This is a genomic window from Occultella glacieicola (assembly GCF_004353825.1).
In the GTDB taxonomy this organism is placed as follows: Bacteria; Actinomycetota; Actinomycetes; order Actinomycetales; family Beutenbergiaceae; genus Occultella; species Occultella glacieicola.
In genome coordinates this window covers 29,658-48,550 of sequence record NZ_SMNA01000003.1, presented here as the reverse complement: position 1 = coordinate 48,550, position 18,893 = coordinate 29,658, and the positions used below count along the sequence as shown (strand labels likewise).

The following is an 18,893-nucleotide window of genomic DNA, read 5'->3' as shown; positions in this document are numbered from 1 at the left end:
TCCGTGGACGCCCGACCACGGACCGGCCGGGGGCCGTGCACCCACGGCGCGCTCCGCCGTCGGGCCCCTGGTGCCGCTGTACCCTCGACGATGATGAACGAGCCGACCTCCCGCGTCCGCGTCGCCGTCGTCTTCGGCGGCCGCAGCGACGAACACTCCATCAGTTGCGCGACCGCGGCCGGCGTCCTCGCGGCGATCGACCACGACCGGTTCGAGGTGGTCCCGATCGGGATCACCCGGACCGGGCGGTGGGTGGTCGCGGCGGACGACCCGCAGCGGTGGGCGATCGCCGAAGGGGGCGCCGTGCCGGAGGTGACCGTCGGGGAGTCCGCGGCGGTCGCGATCCCGCTCGGCGACTCCCCGCGCGACCTGGTGGTCTCCACGGCCGGGGAGGTGCCCGTCGCGCTCGGCGCCGTCGACGTGGTGCTGCCGCTGCTGCACGGGCCGTTCGGCGAGGACGGCACCGTGCAGGGCCTGTTCGAGCTGGCCGGGCTGCCGTACGTGGGCTCCGGGGTGCTCGCCTCCGCCGCCGGGATGGACAAGCACTACATGAAGGTGGTACTCGCCGCCGCCGGGCTGCCGGTGGGCCCGTACGAGGTGATCACCCCCCGGCAGTGGCGGGTGGACCGGGCCGACGCCCTCGAGCGCGTCGCCGGGCTCGGCTGGCCGGTGTTCGTCAAGCCGGCCCGGGCCGGATCCAGCATCGGAATCACCCGGGTCGAGGGGCCGGACGGGCTCGAGGCCGCCGTCGAACAGGCCCAACGGCACGACCCGAAGGTGATCGTGGAGGCCGCGATCGCCGGCCGTGAGCTCGAGTGCGCCGTCCTCGAGGGGCACGGCGACGACCCGCCCAGAACCACGCTGCCGGGCGAGATCGTGGTCACCGACACCGGTCACGGCTTCTACGACTACGAGGCGAAGTACTTCGACGCCGACGGCGTGACGCTGGCCTGGCCCGCATCGGTGCCGGCCGAGGTGGCCTCGGAACTGCGTGAGCTGGCCGCGGCCACGTTCGACGCGCTCGGCTGCGAGGGCCTGGGCCGGGTCGACTTCTTCTACACCCCCGCCGGGGAGCTGATCGTCAACGAGATCAACACCATGCCCGGGTTCACCCCGTTCTCGATGTACCCGATGATGTGGCAGCGCTCCGGCCTGGCCTACCCGGACCTGATCACGGAGCTGATCGAACTGGCCCTGGAGCGGCCGACCGGCCTGCGCTGAGCCGCCCGTTCCGGGACCGTCAGGGTTCGGGGTCGAACAGGTCCTCGATCGTCACGCGGAACTCGCGGGCGAGGCGGAACGCGAGCGGCAGGCTCGGGTCGAAGCGGCCCTTCTCGATCGAGATGACCGTCTGTCGGGAGACGCCGAGGCGCTGGGCGAGCTCGGCCTGGGACCAGCCACGCTCGGCGCGCCGCTGGGGGAGGGAGTTGCGCACCGTTCAGCGCTCCCGGCGCGCGGCGATCACGTAGCGGATCGCGACGTCGCCCATCGCGACCACGACGGCCCCGAGGAGCAGGAGCTGCGGGTCCGGGGACCGACCGGACACCGAGACCGCGGTCAGCGCGAGGGAGAGCAGCACGAGCAGGTCGACGAACGCCGCGGCGGCGGCCTTCTCCAGCCAGGTGTTCTCGACGTTGTCCTCGGCGTTCGGGTCCGGCGCCGCGGTCTTCGGGCTGACGAACAGGAACCAGCCGAGTGCCCCTGCCGGGCCGAGGGTGGCCGCGGCGAAGACGACGCCGGTCAGGAGCGGCGCGTCCGGGTTGAACACGGCGGCGACGGCACCGACGGCGGCCGCGACGACGAGCGCGAAGGCGACGGTGAGGGTCCAGCGGACGAGCATGATGTCTCCCGGGATTGATGTTAAGGAAGCTTGACGTCAAGTTAACTTCACGTGCGAGAGCAATGTCAAGCGTGCTTCACCAGGGTCCGGCGGGCAGACGCGGCGCCCTCAGAGGCAGGCGCGCTCCTGTGGGATCACCGAGACCGCGCCGTTCAGCGAGATGAGCACGGACGTGGCGTCCTCGCCGGCGTACTCGACGGGCACCACGACCTCGATCGCCGGGGTGCGCCCGTAGGTGGTGAACGTCCAGGATCCCGACTCCGAACCGGTGTCGTCGTCGGCGAGGTCGGCGACCACCCAGTCCACGGTCGACCCGTCGTCGGCCTCGGCCGTGATGCACCGGTCGGTGGTGGGCCCCGGGGGTGTGACACCGCAGCGGAGCGTGATCGGCGGGTCGCCCCAGGCGCGGGAGGCCTGCGAGGTGGTGGAGCGGCGGTCCGCCCCGGCGAGGGTGTCCGGGAGCGCGATCAGCACATCGGCGCAGACCGGCTCGCTCGCGGTCGGGGCCGGCTCGAGGGTCACCGGGGTGGCGCAGCCGGCGACGGACCAGACCAGGGCGACGGCCGCCGTCGTCGCGGCCGCACGCACGCCGCGTCGGCCGGTCGGACGGGTGCCGGGGCGAGGGCGAAGCGAACTCACCCCCTCACGGTAGCCGCGTTCCGGACGGCCGCCCGCACCGGCTAGCCTCGTGCCCATGCGCGTGGGTGGGTTGTCCGAGGAGCAGCTGCTCGCCCGGATCCTCCCGCGGCTCCCCGCCGGGACCGACACGCTGCTGGGCCCCGGCGACGACGCGGCCGTCGTCCGCGCGCCCGACGGCCGGTTCGTGGTCAGCACCGACGTGCTCGTCGAGGGCCGCCACTTCGTCCGCGCCTGGAGTTCCGGAGCGGACGTCGGCTGGCGGGCCGCGATGCAGAACCTCGCCGATGTGGCCGCGATGGGCGCGCGGCCGACGTCCCTGACGGTCTCGCTCGTACTGCCCGACGACGTCGAGGTGGACTGGGTGCTCGGCGTCGCGGACGGTCTGGCGCAGGCGTGCGGTCCGCATGGCGTCGGGGTCGTCGGCGGCGACCTCTCCGGCGGGCCGGCGATCGTGGCGGCGGTGACCGTGCACGGCGACCTGGCCGGCCGGGCGCCGGTGCGGCGCTCGGGCGCACGGCCTGGGGACGTCGTCGTGCACTCCGGGCTGCTGGGGCACTCGGCCGCCGGCCTCGCACTGCTGCGGGCGCACGGTCCGACGGCGGCCGGCCCGCCGGTCCCGGACGCGGACTTCGTGCGGGCGTTCCGACGCCCCGACCCGCCGCTCACCGACGGTCCCGCCGCGGCCGACGCCGGGGCCACCGCGATGATGGACGTCAGCGACGGGCTCCTGAAGGACCTCGGCCGGATCGCCCGCGCCTCGGGCGTGTCGGTCGACCTGAGTTCGCGCGACCTCGGCCCCGCCGTCGACGAGCTCGACGTGGTGGCGCAGGCGTGCGAGGCAAGCGCGCTCGGCTGGGTGCTCACCGGGGGAGAGGATCACGGCCTGGTCGCGACGTTCCCGCCCGGTGCGGCGTATCCGGCGGGATTCCGCCGTATCGGAGTGATCGGGCCGGCCCCGGACCGCTCCGGCGAGCAGGCAGAGGGCACGGTGCCCGACGGCGGCACCCGGGTCACGCTCGACGGTGAACCGCCGGCCGTGGGCGGCTCCGGGTGGGACCACTTCGGGTCCTCCTGACGCCCGTTCGGGGCCGGCGTGGCCCTGCCTGGTGTGAGCGGGGTCACAACGGGCTATCGTGGAGTATGCGTATCTCAGAGGTGATTCGACGCAAGGGCGCGGCCGTGGTCACGATCGAGCCGGATGCCACCGTGGCGGAGCTGCTGGCGCAGCTCGACGAGCACCACATCGGTGCCCTGGTGGTCTCCGAGGACGGCGGGCGGACGGTGGCGGGCATCGTCACCGAGCGCGACGTGGTCCGCGAGCTCCACCACCGCGGGCCCGCGGTGCTGACGGTCCGGGTCGCCGAGGTGATGACCGTCGAGGTGCAGACCTGTCTGCCCGAGGATCACCTGGAGGACCTGGCCCGCCGGATGACCGACCTGCGGATCCGGCACCTGCCCGTCGTGGTCGAGGGCGAGCTCAAGGCGATCGTCTCCATCGGCGACATCGTGAAGAACCGCATCGACGAGCTCCAGGCCGAACGGGACCACCTGGTCGACTACGTGCGCCGCTGACGTCGCCCGATAGCCTGATCCGCGTGCGAGCGGATGACGTTGCGATCCGCCCCGCGACCGTGGCCCGGAGTTACCTCGCGGCTCAGGCGGTCGCTGGTGTGCTGTGGTGGGTCGCGGTGTTGGGCTCCGACACGGTGCGGGTGTGGACGCTCGGCAGCTGGGATCCGTGGCTGCTCGTCGGACCGGACCTGCTCCTGTTCGTCGGCGGCTCCGCGCTCGGGGCGGCCCGCGGCAGTTGGCGGGTGGCGGCCGTCACCGCGGCCTGGTCCGCGCTGCTCACCATCGCACTGCTCGGCCAAGGCCTGCTCGAGGGTGCCGCCGGGTGGGGCGTGCTGCTCATGCTGGCCGCGACGAGCGGGTCCGTGACCGCTGCCGGGGCACTGCGGTTCGGCCGGATCCCGACGAGCTGGTACTTCGTCGGGCCGTTCCGGTTCCGGGAGGCCCGGGCGCGATCCCGGTGGCGTCACGTGGCCGCGAGTTTGACCCAACTGGTCGTGTTCTGGGTCGGCTTCTTCGTGGTCGTCCCACTGCTGCTCGTCGCGTTCGAGCGCCGACTTCGGGTGGACTGGTCCGCACTGGCCGCGCAACCGTGGCCCACGGTGGGCGCGGTGCTGTTCCTGGCGGCCAGCCCCCTCGGCTTCGCCTCGTGCCTCACGATGGCGATCGCCGGCGAAGGGACACCCCTGCCGGCGCAGACCGCCCGGCAGTTGGTCGTGGCCGGGCCCTACCGATGGCTCCGCAACCCGATGGCCACCGCCGGCGTGCTCCAGAGCATCGGAGCCGGACTCTGGTTCGGCTCCTGGACGATGATGGTCGCGGCCATGCTCGGTGCGCTGGCGTGGCACTTCGGCATCCGAGGCGCGGAAGAAGCGGACCTGGCGGCCCGTTTCGGTGACCCGTACGAGCGGTATCGGGCGTCGGTGCCCGTGTGGGTACCGCGGCCGCCTGTGCCGACCGTGCCGTCCGGGCCGCGGGCGCCGGTCAGGTGACCGGGTCGCGCCGGTAGCGGATCTCGGGGATCGCGGCCCCGGCGATCTCGAACACGTTCGTTGCGCCGTCGGGGCGCAATCCCATCCGCTCGTAGAACCTGCGCGCGTTCGAGTTCGCCTCGAGGACCCAGAGTGCGACCGTCCGGTCGGCGTCGAGGGTCCCGAGCGCGGCGTCGAACAAGGCTCGGCCGGCCCCGCGGGTCCAGTGGCCGGGGTGCACGTAGATCGCGTAGATCTCGCCCCAGCCGGGGCCGTCCGCCGGCACGTCGTCGTCCCGGTAGGGCCCGGCGTTCACGAAGCCCAGCACGGTGCCCTCGGCGCCGGTCGCCACCAGCGTCGGCACGGTCCCCGCCACCGCGTCCGGTCCGAACCGGCGAGCGAGCTGCTCGGCCCGCACGCCCGGGTCCAGGGAGTCCAGGTAGGCGGCCGGGACGATCCCGGCGTAGGCGCGCTGCCACGCCCGCACGTGCACCTCGGCGATGCCCGGCACGTCGGCGGCGGTGGCGGGACGGACGGACGGCGGTGTGGTCGGCACCCGGCCATGCTAGACAAGGCCCGATCTCTTAGCGCTAAGATATCTGCATGACGATCGCAGTGATCACGGGAGCGGGCAGCGGGATCGGCGCCGAGACGGCCGCACGGCTGGCCGGCGCGGGCTACACGGTGGCCCTGTGCGGGCGCCGGGCCGATCGGCTCGAGCGCACCCGCCAGGGGCTGCCGGGCACGGCGCACTCGGTCCATCCGGGTGACCTGACCGACGTCACCGCGGTGCGGCGGGTGGCCGCGCAGATCACCGGCACGCACGACGGCGTCGACGTCCTCGTGCATGCCGCCGGTGGTCTCGCGCACGTCGAGTCGGTCGACGACGACGGCGACGGGCTGTCCGCGGTGGCCGCGGACCTGGGTGCCTCGTTCGCCGCGAACGTGCTCTCGACGGCGTTGCTCACCCACGCGTTGGGCCCGTCCCTGCGGGACGGGCGTGGCCGGGTGATCGCGGTCTCCTCGATCGCCGGGCAGCGAGGTGGCGGCCTCGGCTACGCGAGCGCCAAGGCCGCGGTGCACGGGTGGGCCTACGACCGCGCACGCGCCGTCGGCCCGCGGGGCATCACGGTCAACGTGGTCGCGCCCGGCTACACGGCCGGCACGGAGTTCTTCGGCGACGCGATGACACCGGCTCGGCACGAGCGACTCGTCGCCGAGACCCTGACGAAGCGGGCCGGCCGGCCGGGCGACGTCGCCGCCACGATCGAGTTCCTCGCCTCCGCAGAGGCCGGGCATCTGACCGCCCAGGTGATCGGCGTCAACGGCGGGGCGCTACCGGGATGAGCGCGGGCGGGAGGCCCGTCGACGCGGTGGACGCGATCGAACGGGAGTGGCGGTCCGAACGGCCGGACCTGGACGTCTCCTCGGTCGCCGTCATCACCAGGATCCGGCGGGCCGCGAAGCTGCTGCGGGCCCGCCGGTCCCGGCTCCTGAGCAGCCTCGGCACCGACGACGCCACCCTGGACCTGTTGAGCACCATCCGCCGGTCCGGGCCGCCGTACGAGCTCACCCCGGGGCAGCTCGGCGAGCGCACCCTGGTGACCACCGGAGCCGTGTCCCAGCGCCTGGCTCGCGCCGAGGCCGCCGGTCTGGTCGCCCGCCGGAGGTCCGACCGGGACACCCGCTCGGTGCTGGTCACCCTCACCCCGGCCGGCTGGGAACTCCTCGACGCCACCGTCGCCGCACTGTTCGCCGACGAGGAGGCGACCCTCGCCGGGTTCGAGGAGGCGGAGCGGGCCACGCTCGTCGACCTGCTGCGCCGCTACCTCGACACCCTCGGCTCCGGCGGTTGATCTCGGCGGCGCTTCCGCGGAAGCGTCCGAGCCCCGTCGGCGCACGCCTCGGCGACAGGCCGACGGCCGGAACCTGTCACGGGCCTGTCACAACCGGATCGGCTGTCTCGTCAGAGGGGTGAACGAGCGATGAGGAGCGCAACCATGAGGATCTTCCTGGCCGGTGCGACCGGTGCGATCGGTCGGCCCCTGGTGCCGATGCTGGTCGCGGACGGGCACACGGTGATCGGTACCAGCCGGGGCCACGCCCACGACGACACCCTGCGTGCCCGGGGCGCCGAACCGGTGACGATGGACGGGCTGGACCGCGCCGAGGTGCTGGCCGTGGTCGGGGCGGCGGAGCCGGACGTGGTCATCCACCAGATGAGCGGCCTGGCCGGCAGCAGCGGCGACCTCAGGCGTTTCGACGAGGACTTCGCCGCCACGAACGACCTCAGGCTCGCGGGCACCGACAACCTGCTCGAAGCGGCCCGGGAGGCAGGCGCGAAGCGGTTCATCGCGGCCAGCTACACCGGCTGGCCGCAGGCACGCACCGGGGCGCCGGTGCACGACGAGTCCGCGCCCCTGGACGCCGATCCCGCGCCGGAGTCCCACCGGACCCTGGCCGCCATCAAGCACACCGAGGCCGCCGTGACCGGCGCGCGGGACATCGACGCTCTGGTGCTGCGCTACGGCATGTTCTACGGGCCCGGCACCGGCCTCGCCCGCGACGGCGACCTGCTCGCGATGATCAGGGCGCGCAAGCTGCCGGTGGTCGGCGGGGGAGGCGGGGTCTGGTCGTTCGTGCACATCGCCGATGCCGCGCGGGCGACCGCGCTCGCGGTCGGTCGGGGCCGACCGGGGATCTACCACGTCACCGACTCCGACCCGGCGCCGGTCGCCGTCTGGCTGCCCTACCTGCACCGGCTCCTCGGGGTGCGCCCGCCGCGTCGGGTCCCCGCCTGGCTGGCCCGGCCGATCCTCGGCCGGCACGGGCTGAACATGATGACGTCGACCCGCGGTGCGGACAACACCCTGGCCCGCACCGAACTCGGCTGGGTGCCGGACCACCCGAGCTGGCGCGACGGCTTCCGCACCCTGACGGACTGACCCACGTTCCGCCGTCGGGCCCGGTCCCGAACGCACGAGAGCCGCCCACCTCGACGGTGGACGGCTCTCGGAGTCTGTCGGCCTCAGCTGGCGCGGACGACCTTGCCCGCCTTGAGGCAGGAGGTGCACACGTTCACGCGCTTGGGCGTGCCGTTCACGACGGTGCGGACCTTCTGGATGTTCGGGTTCCAGCGACGCTTGGTGCGTCGGTGGGAGTGCGAGATGCTGTGGCCGAAGCTGGGGGCCTTGGCGCAGACGTCACACGTAGCAGCCACGGTGTGTCTCCTCTTAGGTTCGGGTGCTCGCCACAGGGTGGAGCGGCGCAGTTCGTGGGGGTCGGCCGTGGCGCAAACCGCCCGCCGGACCGTGCCCATGGTTGGGCAACCGGTCCAGAGTACTCCACGCCGGGCCCGTGGCCCAAACCCTGGGGCCCGACGGCGGTGCGTGGGCTTGGCCACATCCTCTCACCTCGAGGCGGGGCCGGGTTCCGGCCCGGTCGGTGTGCGTGGGGCCCTGTGTGGGTGTGCGTCATGGATGTGGTGTCAGCGCGTTGGTGCGGGTCAGCGAGTGTCTCTGGCGTGCTGTGCACGATCAGACCCGTTGTGGGCGCTGGGTGCGTTCGGCCCGATAGGGGGGTGTGGTGCGCGCTCGCAGCGCCACACCCCGCTTCATCCTCGGCCGGTGCCCGCCCGTTCGGGTCCCTTGTGGTGTGATCGCGACGTGTCGGGCGCGTCGTTGTCGCACCGTTACGGTGTCGCGGTCCTGGGGCGAGCGAGGAGGAGGGTGGGCCTGGGGTGCGCCGTCGCGGCGCTGTCGGCCGGTCCCGATACCATCGCGGCGGAGGGATGTAGATGGCCGAGAAGCCGACGCCGACCAAGGAGTTCAGCCGCCTGGTCGGTCCGGGTGCTGCCAAGGCGCTGCTCACCCTCGGCATCACCGACCAGCGCGGCCTCCTCTTCCACTTCCCGAGGCGCTACCTCAAGCGCGGCGAGTACACGAAACTGTCCGAGCTGCGAGTGGGGGAGAACGTCACGGTCGCCGCAGAGGTCGTGGACTTCACCTCACGCCGCGCCCGGAACGGGACGATGACGCTCGTGGACGTGACCGTCAGCGACGGCCGCACCCGGCTGCCGATGCGCTTCTTCGCCCGCCACCAGGGCACCGTGCACGGCCTGGCCCACGCGCTGACGGTCGGCACCTCGGCGATATTCTCCGGGCAGGTCGAGAACTTCAACGGCACGATCCAGCTCAAGCACCCCGAGTTCGAGCCGTTCGACGAGGCCGATCCGCTCGACGATCTGCGCGCCGCCCACGAGGCGGAGCGGCCCGTGCCCGTCTACCCGGCCACGGCGAAGGTCAGTTCCCTGCTGATCCGCCGGGCCATGCGGATGGTCGTGGACCCGCTGCACGACGGTGAGGTCAGCGACCCGGTGCCGGCCGAGATCGTCGAGCGGCGCGGCATGCTGGACGCGACCCAGGCGATGCGGATGATCCACCGGCCGCACTCCGAGGCCGACTACCGGCGGGCCCAGCACCGGTTCCGCTACACCGAGGCGTTCCTGTTGCAGACCGCCCTGGCCCGCCGGCGGGCGGACATCGCCGCCTATGAGGCGACGCCGAGACCGCCGCGCCCCGGCGCCCTGCTGGACGCGCTGGACGTGCAGCTCCCGTTCGCGCTCACCGCCGGTCAGCTGGAGGTGAGCGCGGAGATCTCCGCGGACCTCGCGGCGCCGAACCCGATGCAGCGGCTCCTGCAGGGCGAGGTCGGATCGGGTAAGACGGTGGTGGCGCTGCGCGCCATGATGCAGGTCATCGACGCCGGCGGCCAGGCCGCCCTGCTCGCCCCCACCGAGGTCCTCGCCCAGCAGCACGCCCGCTCGATACGCAACCTGCTCGGCCCGCTCGGGGAGGCCGGCATGCTCGGCGGCGCCACCGACGGCACCCGGATCGCGCTGCTGACCGGGTCGCTGAGCGCGTCCCAACGGCGGCAGGCGCTCGCGGACGCGGCCTCCGGGGCGGCCGGGATCGTCATCGGCACGCACTCCCTGCTGAACGAGAAGGTCCAGTTCGCCGACCTCGCCCTCACTGTGATCGACGAGCAGCACCGGTTCGGGGTGGAGCAGCGGGACGCGCTGCGGGCCAAGGGCCGGACCATGCCGCACCAGCTGTACATGACCGCCACGCCGATCCCACGGTCGGTGGCCATGACGTTCTTCGGGGACGTGGAGGTGTCCACGCTGCGGGAGGTGCCGGCCGGGCGGTCACCGATCACCACCCACCTGGTGCCGGTGGACCGGCCCACGTGGATCGCCCGCGCCTGGCACCTGGTCGCCGAGGCCGTCGCCCGCGGGGAGCGGGCCTACGTGGTGGCGCCCCGGATCACCACGAACGGAGGGGACGACGGCGCCGACCTGCTCGACGCGCCGGACGACAAGCGGCCGCTGGCCACGGTCGAGGAGGTCGCCGAGCTGCTCGAGGCCGAGCCTGTGCTGGCCGGGATCGCCGTCGGCGTGATGCACGGCCGGCTGCCGAGCGAGGAGAAGGACGCCGTCATGGACGCGTTCGCCGCGGGCCGCACGCCGGTGCTGGTCACCACCACCGTGATCGAGGTCGGGGTGGACGTGCCCGAGGCGTCCGTGATGGTGGTCATGGACGCGGACCGGTTCGGCCTGTCCCAGTTGCACCAGCTCCGCGGCCGGGTGGGCCGGGGACGCGCTCCGGGCACCTGTCTGCTGGTCACCGGAGCCGGCGAGGACACCCCGGCGCTGGCGCGACTGAAGATCCTGACCGAGACCACCGACGGGTTCGTGCTCGCCGAGAAGGATCTCGAGCAGCGCCGCGAGGGGGACGTCCTCGGCGCGGCCCAGTCCGGTCGCGGCAACTCGCTCAAGCTGCTCCGGGTACTCACCGACAGGGCGGTCATCTCCGAGGCCCGCGAGGACGCGCGTAGGCTCATCGCCGAGGATCCGAACCTGGTGCACCATCCGGACCTGCTGGTCGCGATCACCCAGCTGGTCGACCCGGACCACGAGGAGTTCCTCGATCGCGCCTGACCGCCCGACCACCCGAGTGCCCGAAACCCCTGGAGTCTCCCGAACGTGGCTAAGAAGCAGACGACCGCCCCCATGATCCGTGCGGACAAGGTCAGCGTCGGCTACGGCTCGGACATCGCCAGCGCCGTGTGCCCGCCGATCACGGTGAACATGAAGCCAGGCGAGGGCCTGGCCGTGGTGGGCGCGAACGGCACCGGCAAGTCGACGTTCCTGCGCGCCGTCGCCGGCCTCCTCGACGTCCTCGGCGGCCAGATCGACGTTTTCGGGCGGCCCGTCGACGAGCGGGCCCGCCGGTTCCGGGCGGACGTCGCGATCGTGCTCGACGAGGACTCCTACCTGCCGGCCCTCACCGTCCGCGAGCACCTCCTGCTGACCGCCCGAGGGCACGGCATGGAACGCGTGTCCGAGCTGGTCACCGAGATCATCGAGGAGTTCGGCCTCACCGCCCGCCAGCAGGCCGCCCCGACCGCACTGTCCTCGGGCCAGCGGCGCCGGCTGCTGCTCGCCTCGGCGTTCGTGCGGCCGCGGCGGCTGATGGTCCTGGACGAACCCGAGCAGCGGCTGGACTCCGGGATGCGGGACCGGCTGGCGGAGCGGCTCGCCGCCGAGCGCAAGAGTGGCGGTGGCGTGGTCATGGCCACCCACGACCCGGTGCTGGTCCGGGTGGTGGCCACCCGAGCGGTGCTGCTCGGCGAGGACGAGGTCCGGGTGGTCAGCCCCGAGGTGGCAGCCCAGGCGATCGAGGCGATGTGAGCACCACGGACGCCGACGAGACCCGGCCGGTCGAGGACCCTCGGGGCGACGACGACGCCTGGCCGAATGGCCGGCAGCTGCGCTCGCTGACCCGGGACGCGACCGACGCGCACACCGGTGGGAGCTACTTCGAGGTCATCTCGGAGGTCTACTCGGTGGTGTTCAGCGCCGCCATCGCCCTGGCGATCGCGCTCGGTGCGGTGCAGGGCCTGAACGCCACCCTCACCCCCGGCCCGGAGGTGCACACGCTCGATCCGACCTGGCTCGCCGTGGTCACCACCCTCATCGTGGCCGGGGCGATCGTGGGGCTCGCGGGTCGGATCGGCCCGGTCGGAATGGGCGGCGGTCAGGCCGTCTGGTGGCTACCGACGCCGGCGGACCGCCGGGGACTGCTGCGCCCCCGGTCGGTGCTGGTGCCGATCATGGGCGCCGCGGTCGGCGCCGCCGGTGGGCTCCTGATCGGGTTCCTGGCGCTCGGGGAGCCGGGACCGGCGCTCGGTTCGATCGTCGTCCTCAGCACCCTGGGTGGAGCCGCGCTCGCGCTCGCCGCCGCGGCCGGGCAGGTACAGCTCGGCAACAAGCGGGCCCGGCGGGTGCGCCCGGCCGCGCTGATCGGCGACATCCTGATGGCCGCCGGGCCGGTCCTCGGACTGGCCGTGGTGTTCGTGCGTCCGCCGCCGCTGATGATGCCGACCGGCACGGTGGCCGTGGTCGCGATCGCCGTGCTTGCCGTTCTGGTGGTGGCCCTGTTGGTCCGGGTGGACACCGGCCTGAACGCGATCTCCGGCCGGGAACTGCGGGCCCGGGGCGCGGTCTCGGCCTACGCCGCCGGTGCGGTGACCTCGATGGACACCCGGGAACTCGGCCGGGCGCTGAGCGGGAGCACCGCTCCGGACCAGCGCCGCCGGTCGGCTCGTATGGCCTGGGTCCGTGGCCCCGTGAGTGCGATCGTCACCGGCGACGCCCTGGTGCTGTCCCGGTCACCGCGTCACCTCATCCAGATCGTGGTCGCGGCTTCCCTGGCCCTGATGGCGCTGCTCGCCGGCTGGCCGACCTGGGTCAACGTGACGACCCTGCTCCTCGGCGGGTACCTGGCCGCGATGGCCACCGCCGAGAGCGCCCGCCGCGCCGAGATGGCGCCGGTGCTGGACCGGTTCTTCCCGATCTCCGCGTTCGACGTGCGCCGGGTCCGGATCATTCTGCCGGGCGTCATCATGGTGCTCTGGTCCGCCGGGGTGTTCGCAGTCTGGGGCGCCACCCATGGCAACCTGCCCGGCTGGATCGCGCTCGGCGTGATCGCCGCCCCCACCTTCGCCGCCGGTGTGGTCCGGGCGGCGTACCGGAAGCCGCCGGACTGGACCAAGCCACTGGTGACGGGCCCGATGGGTCCGGTGCCGCCCGGGGTGCTGCTGGCCTTCGCCCGCGGCCCCGACCTCGTGGTGATCTGCCTGATCCCGACCCTCATCGCCTTGATCGCGTTCGGCCCCACGTTCGTGCTCGTGTGGCTGCAGGCCGCAACCTCGGCCATCGCGTTCGCGATCGCGACCCATGTCAAGGACGAGAAGAAGCCCTCGATGATGGAGCGGGCGACCGAGGCGCAGAAGGCCGCGGGACCGCGGTGACCAGGATCGTCGCCGGCTCCGCGGGCGGCCGGACCCTCAAGGTGCCGCCGGCCGGGACCCGGCCCACCAGCGAACGGGTCAGGGAGGCCCTGTTCTCCCGGCTCGACCATCTCGGCGTGGTCCGCGGGGCCCGGGTGCTCGACCTGTACGCCGGCTCCGGTGCGCTCGGGCTGGAGGCCGCGAGCCGCGGCGCCGCCGAGGTGGTCGCGGTCGAGGCGGCGAAGGCCGCCGCCGCACTGTGCCGGGCCAATGCCGCGCAGGTGGGCCTCGCGGACCGGGTCCGGGTGGTCGCGACCCGAGCGGAGCGTTACCTCGGCGGCGACCCGCCCGGCGGCCCCTTCGACCTCGTGCTGGCGGACCCTCCCTACGACCTCGGCGGCCTCGACGAGGTGCTGGCTGCGCTGGTGCTTCCGGGTTGGCTCGCTCCGGGCGCCGTGGTCGTGGTCGAACGGGCCGGCCGGTCAGGGGAGCCCGTCTGGCCGGACGGGCTGACCCCGGACGGCGAGAAGACCTACGGCGACACGACGCTGTGGTTCGCGACCACCGCCGGCGACCCCCGGTGAGATCGCACCTGCGTGGCTGATCTCGCCCCTGCGCGTGGGCGAGATCAGCCCGCCGGGTACTAGATCAGCGAGAGAGGAGCGTCCGACGCTCCACTCTCTTGCGCGATCAGCGATCGGACGAGTTCCCGCGGGAGTCCGTGGGTCTGGTGCAGATACTCGAAGTCCTCTTCGTCGAGGGTCTTCCGGAAGCGGTCGCTGCCGAGGATCCGCCTGCCCCGCTGGAGCAGGTCGGTGAACCGGACCTCCTCGTCGACCAGCACCTGCTGCACCAGCGTCATGCCCTCATCCTGGTGGAAGTGTCGCAGCGTGTGCTCGACCACCTCCAGCGGCAGATCGACGAGCGTCCTGGACCGATCGACCTGCCACAGCAGGGTCAGCACCCGCCGGATCAGCCGGCGCAGCACGTAGCCGCGTCCGGTGTTCGACGGCCGGACGCCGTCGCCGATGATGACGATGCTCGAGCGGAGGTGGTCGATCACGATCCGCTCGGACTCCTCGTCCAGCCTCCACAGTTCGGGCAGGAGCCGCATCCATGGCTCGAACAGTTCGGTCTCGTAGACGGACCGCTTGCCCTCGAGCAGCATGCTGAGCCGCTCCAGGCCGAGGCCGGTGTCGATGTTGTGTTGCGGCAGCGGTTCCAGCGACCCGTCCTGGTGCCGACGGAAGCGCACCATGACGTGGTTCCACACCTCGATCCAGCGGTCGTCGCTGGTCGGCGTGCCCTCCGGTGAGCCATCGCCGGTCCACAGGAAGATCTCCGAGTCCGGGCCGCACGGACCGGCCGGGCCGTTCGACCACCAGTTGTCCTCGGTGGTCAGCTCGACCGGGACGCCGAGGCTGCGCCAGGTGTCCAGCGACTCCAGGTCGAGCTCGACCTCGTCGTTGCCACCGAAGACGGTGGCGTGCATCCGGTCGGGGTCGACGCCCAGCCTGTCGCGGAGCACCTCGTATCCCCAGCGCAGGCTCTGCTCGCTGCCGTAGTCGCCGAGCGACCAGGAGCCGAGCATCTCGAACACGGTGAGGTGGGTCGGGTCGCCGATCTCGTCGAGGTCGGTGGTGCGCAGGCATCGCTGGACCCCGACGAGCCGTCGCCCGAGTGGATGCGGCTCACCCTCCAGGAAGGGCGTCAGCGGATGCATGCCGGCGGTCGTGAAGAGCACAGGGTCGCCGGGGCGCGGGATCAGCGAGGATCCCGTGGTCGGGATGTGACCGTGCTGGACGAAGAAGTCGATGAAGGTCTGGTCGAGGCTCAAGGGAGTGGTCCTTTCGGGAGACGACCGGAAAGGAGCCCGATGGCACTGCCTGAACAGCATGACACCGGCGGACCGTTTCCGGTCGCCGGTGTGCGTGGGTGGACGTCAGGCAGCGGCAGCCGGCGAGCGGATAGCTCGCGCGGCCGCGGCGGAACGCGACGTCTGGTACATGTCAGGCACCTTACCCGGACTGTCACGTCGAATTCCTGCACCCGGAACGCGGAGGTCGCCCCGGGTCGTCGTCAACGACTCGGTGGCGCACTCGTCGGATTCGGGTCCTCGGCCACGGTCGGGAATCGGCGTGGCACCACGAACACGAGCGCCAACACCGTCAGGACCGCCGCGACCAGCAGCCCGAGGAAGACCGCGTGGGTGGCATCGTGTACGGCCAGTCGCAGGAACTCGGCGACCTCCGGCCGGGGGTGCGCCTCGGCAAGATAGGCACTGACGCCGTCCACGTCGGTCGGGAGATCCTCGGCCAGACCGGCCGGCGCCGTCGCGAGCCGGTCCAGGAGCACGGCATTGGTCAGCGCGCCGAAGACCGCTGCCCCGACACTCTGACCGAGGAACCTGGCGAACACCGCGCCACCGGTCACCACGCCCCGCTCACCCCATCCCACCGTGGACTGCAGCCCGACCATCAGCGGGGACGTGATCAGGCCCATCCCGGCTCCGAGCAGCGCGGCCCCGAGTACCGGCTGCCAGACCGGGGCACCGGGGCCGAGCAGGGCGAACACCACGCCGGCGAGCAGCGCGAAGACCGCGCCGACCAGGGCCGTGTCGCGGAATCCGATCCGCAGGTACAGGCGGGCGGACAGCCCCGAGGCGGTCGGCCAGGTGATCGACATCGCCGCCAGCACGAAGCCGGCCGACACCGGGGGCAGGCCGAGCACGATCTGGCCCCAGTTCGGCAGGAACACCGATAGCCCGATCACCATCAGTCCCGCGGTCAGGGTGGCGAGGTAGGACCCTGCCGTGACGCGGGTGCGCCACAGCCAGGGCGGCATCATCGGCTCCGCGGCCCGGTGCTCCACCAGCACGTAGGCGGCGCCGGCGCCGATCGCGAGGGCGAACACGACCACGCTCGTGACGGAGTCCCAGGCCCACGCGGTCCCGCCCTGCAGCAGGCCCAGGATGAGCAGGCTCGCCGCGATCAGCAGCAGCACGGTGCCGGCGTAGTCGATCCGGTGCCGCCGCCTGATCACGTCCTCGTGCAGGCCGCGCACGATCAGGGTGAGGGCGAGCGCCCCGAGGGGCAGGTTGACCAGGAAGATCCAGCGCCAGCTCAGATACTGCGCGAACAGACCACCGAGGGTTGGCGCGGCGACGGCGGAGATGCCCCACACGCTGGCGAGCCAGCCCTGTACCCGGCCCCGCTCGGCGACGCTGTAGAGGTCGCCGGCGATCGTGTTCACGGTGGCACCGATGGCCCCGGCGCCGACCCCCTGCAGGGCCCGGAACAGGATCAGCGTGAGCATGTCCGGCGACGCGGCGGACAGCAGCGAGCCGAGCAGGAAGATCGAGACCCCGACCACGAGGACCGGCTTGCGCCCGTAGAGGTCGGCGAGCTTGCCGTAGACCGGGATCGTCACCGTCTGCGCCAGCAGGTAGACGGAGAACACCCAGCCGACGGCGGAGAACCCACCCAGGTCCGCGACCACCTGGGGGATCGCGGTGGCCACGATCGTGGTGTCCATCGCCACCAGCGCCATCGTCAGGATCAGGGCGATGAGCACGGGGGTTCTGCGGTCGCGGGTCATCGTCTCACCGTCGGCGGGTCGGACCTCACCCGGAACACCCTACGGCGGACGGTGTGACCGGCCGGAGCAGGGGCTTCAGGCGGTCGGCTGGAACCGGCTCGGTCGGCCGGACGTCCGCGTGCGACTCCCACGAGGGGCGGTGTGCCTACCGTGTCCTCGGGCGGGCGCGCACGTGGATGCGCTCCCCTTGGGGGCCGAAGATGCTCAGCAGTTCCGTCGGGCCGGGTCCGGGGTTGCCGAACCAGTGCGGGGTGGTGCGGCAGTTGAACTCGGCCACCTCGCCCTCGGTCAGCACGACGTCATGCTCGCCGAGGATCAACCGCAGCCGCCCGCTCAGCACGTACAGCCATTCGTAGCCGTCGTGGGTCTGCAGGTCCGGCGGCGTGACGACCTCGACCGGCGGCAGGATGAGCTTCGCCGCGAGCTGACCGCCGACCCGGCGGGTGAGCGGCACGTGCGCCACGCCGTGGTGGATCACGGGGCGGATGTGCACGCGCGGGTCCGCGGTCTCGGGCGCGCCGACGAGGTCGTCGAGGGTCACCTGATAGGCGCGGGCGAGTGGCAGCAGGAGCTCCAGCGTCGGACGGCGCCGTCCGGTCTCCAGACGGGACAGCGTGCTCACCGAGATCCCGGTGGTCTCCGACAGATCGGTGAGGCTGGTGCCTCGGCGGGTACGCAGGGAACGTAACCGCGGGCCGACGGCGTCCAGTACGTCGCCGAGTTCGGTCGCTTGCTCCGTGGTCGTCATGGGGTCGAGTTTGCCAGACCGGCAAAGATCGTTGGCGATCCTGGCGGCGTGGTGTCCAATACTAACGAGATCAATTCTCAACAGAGCCCGGCCGTCCAGGCCGACCGAACGCCAGGAGCCCACCGTGCAGACGAACCCGAACCCGAACCCGAACCCGAACCCGAACCCGAACCCGAACCCGAACCCCGCACCCGACGCCGCCGGACTACGCGACCGCTACGACGTGGTGGTGATCGGCGGCGCGGCGGCGGGTCTGAGCGCCGCGCTGACCCTCGCGCGCGCCCGGCGCAGCGTCCTCGTCGTGGATGCCGGGCAACCGCGCAACACCCCGGCGGACGGCGTCCACAACTACCTGGGTCGCGAGGGCACCCCGCCGGCGGACCTGGTCGCCATCGGCCGCAGGGAGGTGGGCGGTTACGGCGGCGAGGTGACCGCGGGACTGGTCACCGCCGTCGACCGGGGTGCCGACGGTGGGTTCGAGGTGAGGCTCGACGACGGCCGCCGCACCGGGGCCCGGCACGTGCTGCTCGCCACCGGCGCCCGCGACGAGCTCCCCGACCTCCCGGGCCTGGCGGAGCGCTTCGGACGGGACGTGCTGCACTGCCCGTACTGCCACGGCTGGGAGGTCCGCGATCAGGCGGTCGGGGTCCTCGCATCCACGCCGATGGCCATGCACCAGGTGCTGCTGCTGCGCCAGTGGAGCGCCGACGTGACGCTGTTCCTCAACGACGTTCTCGAGCCGACCGAGGCCGAGTGGGAGCAATTGTCCGCCCGCGGGATCGCCGTCGTCGACGGGGCCGTCGCGGCCGTCGAGAGCGCCGACGACCGGCTCACCGGGGTCCGTCTGGCGTCGGGTTCGTTCGTGCCACGGGCCGCCCTCGCGGTGCAGACCCGCGTGTTCGCACAGGTGGGGCCGTTGGAGGGGTTGGGCCTGCGGGCCGAGGACTTCGAGGTCGGCGGGACCGTGTTCGGGACCTACCTGCCCACCGACGCGAAGGGGGAGACGTCGGTGCCGGGGCTCTGGGCCGCTGGGAACGTCGCCGATGTGAGCACGCAGGTCATCACGGCGGCCGCGGCCGGCATGCGGGCGGGTGCGCAGATCAACGCCGCCCTGGTGACGCAGGACACCGCGGCCGCGGTCGAGACGGGGCGGCTCGCGCCGGCCTGACTGCGGCTC

20 protein-coding genes are annotated in these 18,893 nt (G+C 72.8%); 12 read left to right on the top strand and 8 right to left on the bottom strand.

The features are described from left to right. Positions 1 to 90: 90 nt before the first annotated feature. On the top strand, positions 91 to 1,221 hold the full coding sequence (locus EXU48_RS05810) for a D-alanine--D-alanine ligase family protein (protein ID WP_407938722.1): 1,131 nt from the start codon (positions 91 to 93) through the stop codon (positions 1,219 to 1,221). A 19-nt stretch (positions 1,222 to 1,240) separates the two neighbouring features. On the opposite strand, the gene EXU48_RS05805 is transcribed toward EXU48_RS05810, so the two are convergent. From EXU48_RS05805 to EXU48_RS05795, 3 genes are all read right to left on the bottom strand, one after another. Next, positions 1,241 to 1,435 (bottom strand): helix-turn-helix transcriptional regulator, encoded by a 195-nt coding sequence (locus tag EXU48_RS05805; protein ID WP_133106708.1) that lies wholly within the window; start codon positions 1,433 to 1,435, stop codon positions 1,241 to 1,243. Between the two features lie 3 nt (positions 1,436 to 1,438). After that, positions 1,439 to 1,840, bottom strand: a complete 402-nt coding sequence (locus EXU48_RS05800; RefSeq protein ID WP_133106707.1) for a hypothetical protein — start codon at positions 1,838 to 1,840, stop codon at positions 1,439 to 1,441. A 108-nt stretch (positions 1,841 to 1,948) separates the two neighbouring features. Further along, positions 1,949 to 2,479, bottom strand: coding sequence for a DUF3515 domain-containing protein (locus tag EXU48_RS05795; protein WP_235856867.1), 531 nt, complete (start codon positions 2,477 to 2,479; stop codon positions 1,949 to 1,951). A gap of 55 nt (positions 2,480 to 2,534) precedes the next feature. Between EXU48_RS05795 and EXU48_RS05790 the strand changes: the two genes are divergently transcribed. The 3 genes from EXU48_RS05790 to EXU48_RS05780 all read left to right on the top strand — a co-directional run bounded on the left by EXU48_RS05790 (position 2,535) and on the right by EXU48_RS05780 (position 5,040). Beyond that, complete coding sequence (locus EXU48_RS05790; protein ID WP_133106705.1) at positions 2,535 to 3,554, top strand: thiamine-phosphate kinase; 1,020 nt, start codon at positions 2,535 to 2,537, stop codon at positions 3,552 to 3,554. A 65-nt stretch (positions 3,555 to 3,619) separates the two neighbouring features. Beyond that, positions 3,620 to 4,051, top strand: a complete 432-nt coding sequence (locus EXU48_RS05785) for a CBS domain-containing protein (RefSeq protein WP_133106704.1) — start codon at positions 3,620 to 3,622, stop codon at positions 4,049 to 4,051. Between the two features lie 23 nt (positions 4,052 to 4,074). Then, a complete protein-coding gene (locus tag EXU48_RS05780) occupies positions 4,075 to 5,040 on the top strand; it encodes a methyltransferase family protein (RefSeq protein WP_133106703.1) in 966 nt (321 codons plus the stop codon). Here EXU48_RS05780 and EXU48_RS05775 read toward each other — a convergent pair. After that, positions 5,033 to 5,575 carry a GNAT family N-acetyltransferase gene (locus EXU48_RS05775; protein ID WP_133106702.1) on the bottom strand — a complete coding sequence of 181 codons (543 nt, stop codon included), beginning with the start codon at positions 5,573 to 5,575 and terminating at the stop codon, positions 5,033 to 5,035. The genes EXU48_RS05780 and EXU48_RS05775 overlap by 8 nt on opposite strands. Positions 5,576 to 5,622: 47 nt before the next feature. Here EXU48_RS05775 and EXU48_RS05770 point away from each other — a divergent pair, with 47 nt between their 5' ends. The 3 genes from EXU48_RS05770 (at position 5,623) to EXU48_RS05760 (ending at position 7,964) form a co-directional block, all read left to right on the top strand. Further along, positions 5,623 to 6,366 (top strand): SDR family NAD(P)-dependent oxidoreductase, encoded by a 744-nt coding sequence (locus EXU48_RS05770; RefSeq protein ID WP_133106701.1) that lies wholly within the window; start codon positions 5,623 to 5,625, stop codon positions 6,364 to 6,366. Further along, a complete protein-coding gene (locus EXU48_RS05765) occupies positions 6,363 to 6,875 on the top strand; it encodes a MarR family winged helix-turn-helix transcriptional regulator (RefSeq protein WP_133106700.1) in 513 nt (170 codons plus the stop codon). The genes EXU48_RS05770 and EXU48_RS05765 overlap by 4 nt, the downstream gene beginning before the upstream one ends. 144 nt (positions 6,876 to 7,019) lie before the next feature. Further along, complete coding sequence (locus EXU48_RS05760) at positions 7,020 to 7,964, top strand: NAD-dependent epimerase/dehydratase family protein (protein WP_133106699.1); 945 nt, start codon at positions 7,020 to 7,022, stop codon at positions 7,962 to 7,964. An 83-nt stretch (positions 7,965 to 8,047) separates the two neighbouring features. On the opposite strand, the gene rpmB is transcribed toward EXU48_RS05760, so the two are convergent. After that, positions 8,048 to 8,239, bottom strand: a complete 192-nt coding sequence (gene rpmB, locus EXU48_RS05755; protein WP_133106698.1) for a 50S ribosomal protein L28 — start codon at positions 8,237 to 8,239, stop codon at positions 8,048 to 8,050. Between the two features lie 576 nt (positions 8,240 to 8,815). On the opposite strand from rpmB, the gene EXU48_RS05750 reads away from it, so the two are divergent. The 4 genes from EXU48_RS05750 to rsmD are packed head-to-tail and all read left to right on the top strand — an operon-like array spanning position 8,816 to position 13,955. Further along, positions 8,816 to 11,017 carry an ATP-dependent DNA helicase RecG gene (locus EXU48_RS05750; RefSeq protein WP_133106697.1) on the top strand — a complete coding sequence of 734 codons (2,202 nt, stop codon included), beginning with the start codon at positions 8,816 to 8,818 and terminating at the stop codon, positions 11,015 to 11,017. Between the two features lie 45 nt (positions 11,018 to 11,062). After that, positions 11,063 to 11,770 (top strand): ABC transporter ATP-binding protein, encoded by a 708-nt coding sequence (locus EXU48_RS05745; RefSeq protein WP_235856866.1) that lies wholly within the window; start codon positions 11,063 to 11,065, stop codon positions 11,768 to 11,770. After that, positions 11,767 to 13,392, top strand: a complete 1,626-nt coding sequence (locus tag EXU48_RS05740; protein ID WP_133106696.1) for a DUF6297 family protein — start codon at positions 11,767 to 11,769, stop codon at positions 13,390 to 13,392. Before EXU48_RS05745 ends, EXU48_RS05740 begins: the two co-directional genes overlap by 4 nt. Beyond that, the gene (gene rsmD, locus EXU48_RS05735) at positions 13,389 to 13,955 is read left to right on the top strand and encodes a 16S rRNA (guanine(966)-N(2))-methyltransferase RsmD (RefSeq protein ID WP_133106695.1); all 567 of its coding nucleotides are present in this window, start codon (positions 13,389 to 13,391) and stop codon (positions 13,953 to 13,955) included. Before EXU48_RS05740 ends, rsmD begins: the two co-directional genes overlap by 4 nt. Positions 13,956 to 14,014: 59 nt before the next feature. Here the strand turns inward: rsmD and EXU48_RS05730 are convergent, their stop codons facing one another. From EXU48_RS05730 to EXU48_RS05720, 3 genes are all read right to left on the bottom strand, one after another. Next, the gene (locus EXU48_RS05730; RefSeq protein ID WP_207947640.1) at positions 14,015 to 15,208 is read right to left on the bottom strand and encodes an alanine--tRNA ligase-related protein; all 1,194 of its coding nucleotides are present in this window, start codon (positions 15,206 to 15,208) and stop codon (positions 14,015 to 14,017) included. 242 nt (positions 15,209 to 15,450) lie between these two features. Then, entirely contained in the window at positions 15,451 to 16,968 is a 1,518-nt protein-coding gene (locus EXU48_RS05725) for an MDR family MFS transporter (protein ID WP_165962697.1), read from the bottom strand. A 145-nt stretch (positions 16,969 to 17,113) separates the two neighbouring features. Continuing rightward, on the bottom strand, positions 17,114 to 17,716 hold the full coding sequence (locus tag EXU48_RS05720; protein ID WP_133106693.1) for a helix-turn-helix domain-containing protein: 603 nt from the start codon (positions 17,714 to 17,716) through the stop codon (positions 17,114 to 17,116). Positions 17,717 to 17,840: 124 nt separating this feature from the next. Between EXU48_RS05720 and EXU48_RS05715 the strand changes: the two genes are divergently transcribed. Further along, positions 17,841 to 18,884, top strand: coding sequence for an NAD(P)/FAD-dependent oxidoreductase (locus EXU48_RS05715; protein WP_235856865.1), 1,044 nt, complete (start codon positions 17,841 to 17,843; stop codon positions 18,882 to 18,884). Positions 18,885 to 18,893 lie beyond the last annotated feature (9 nt).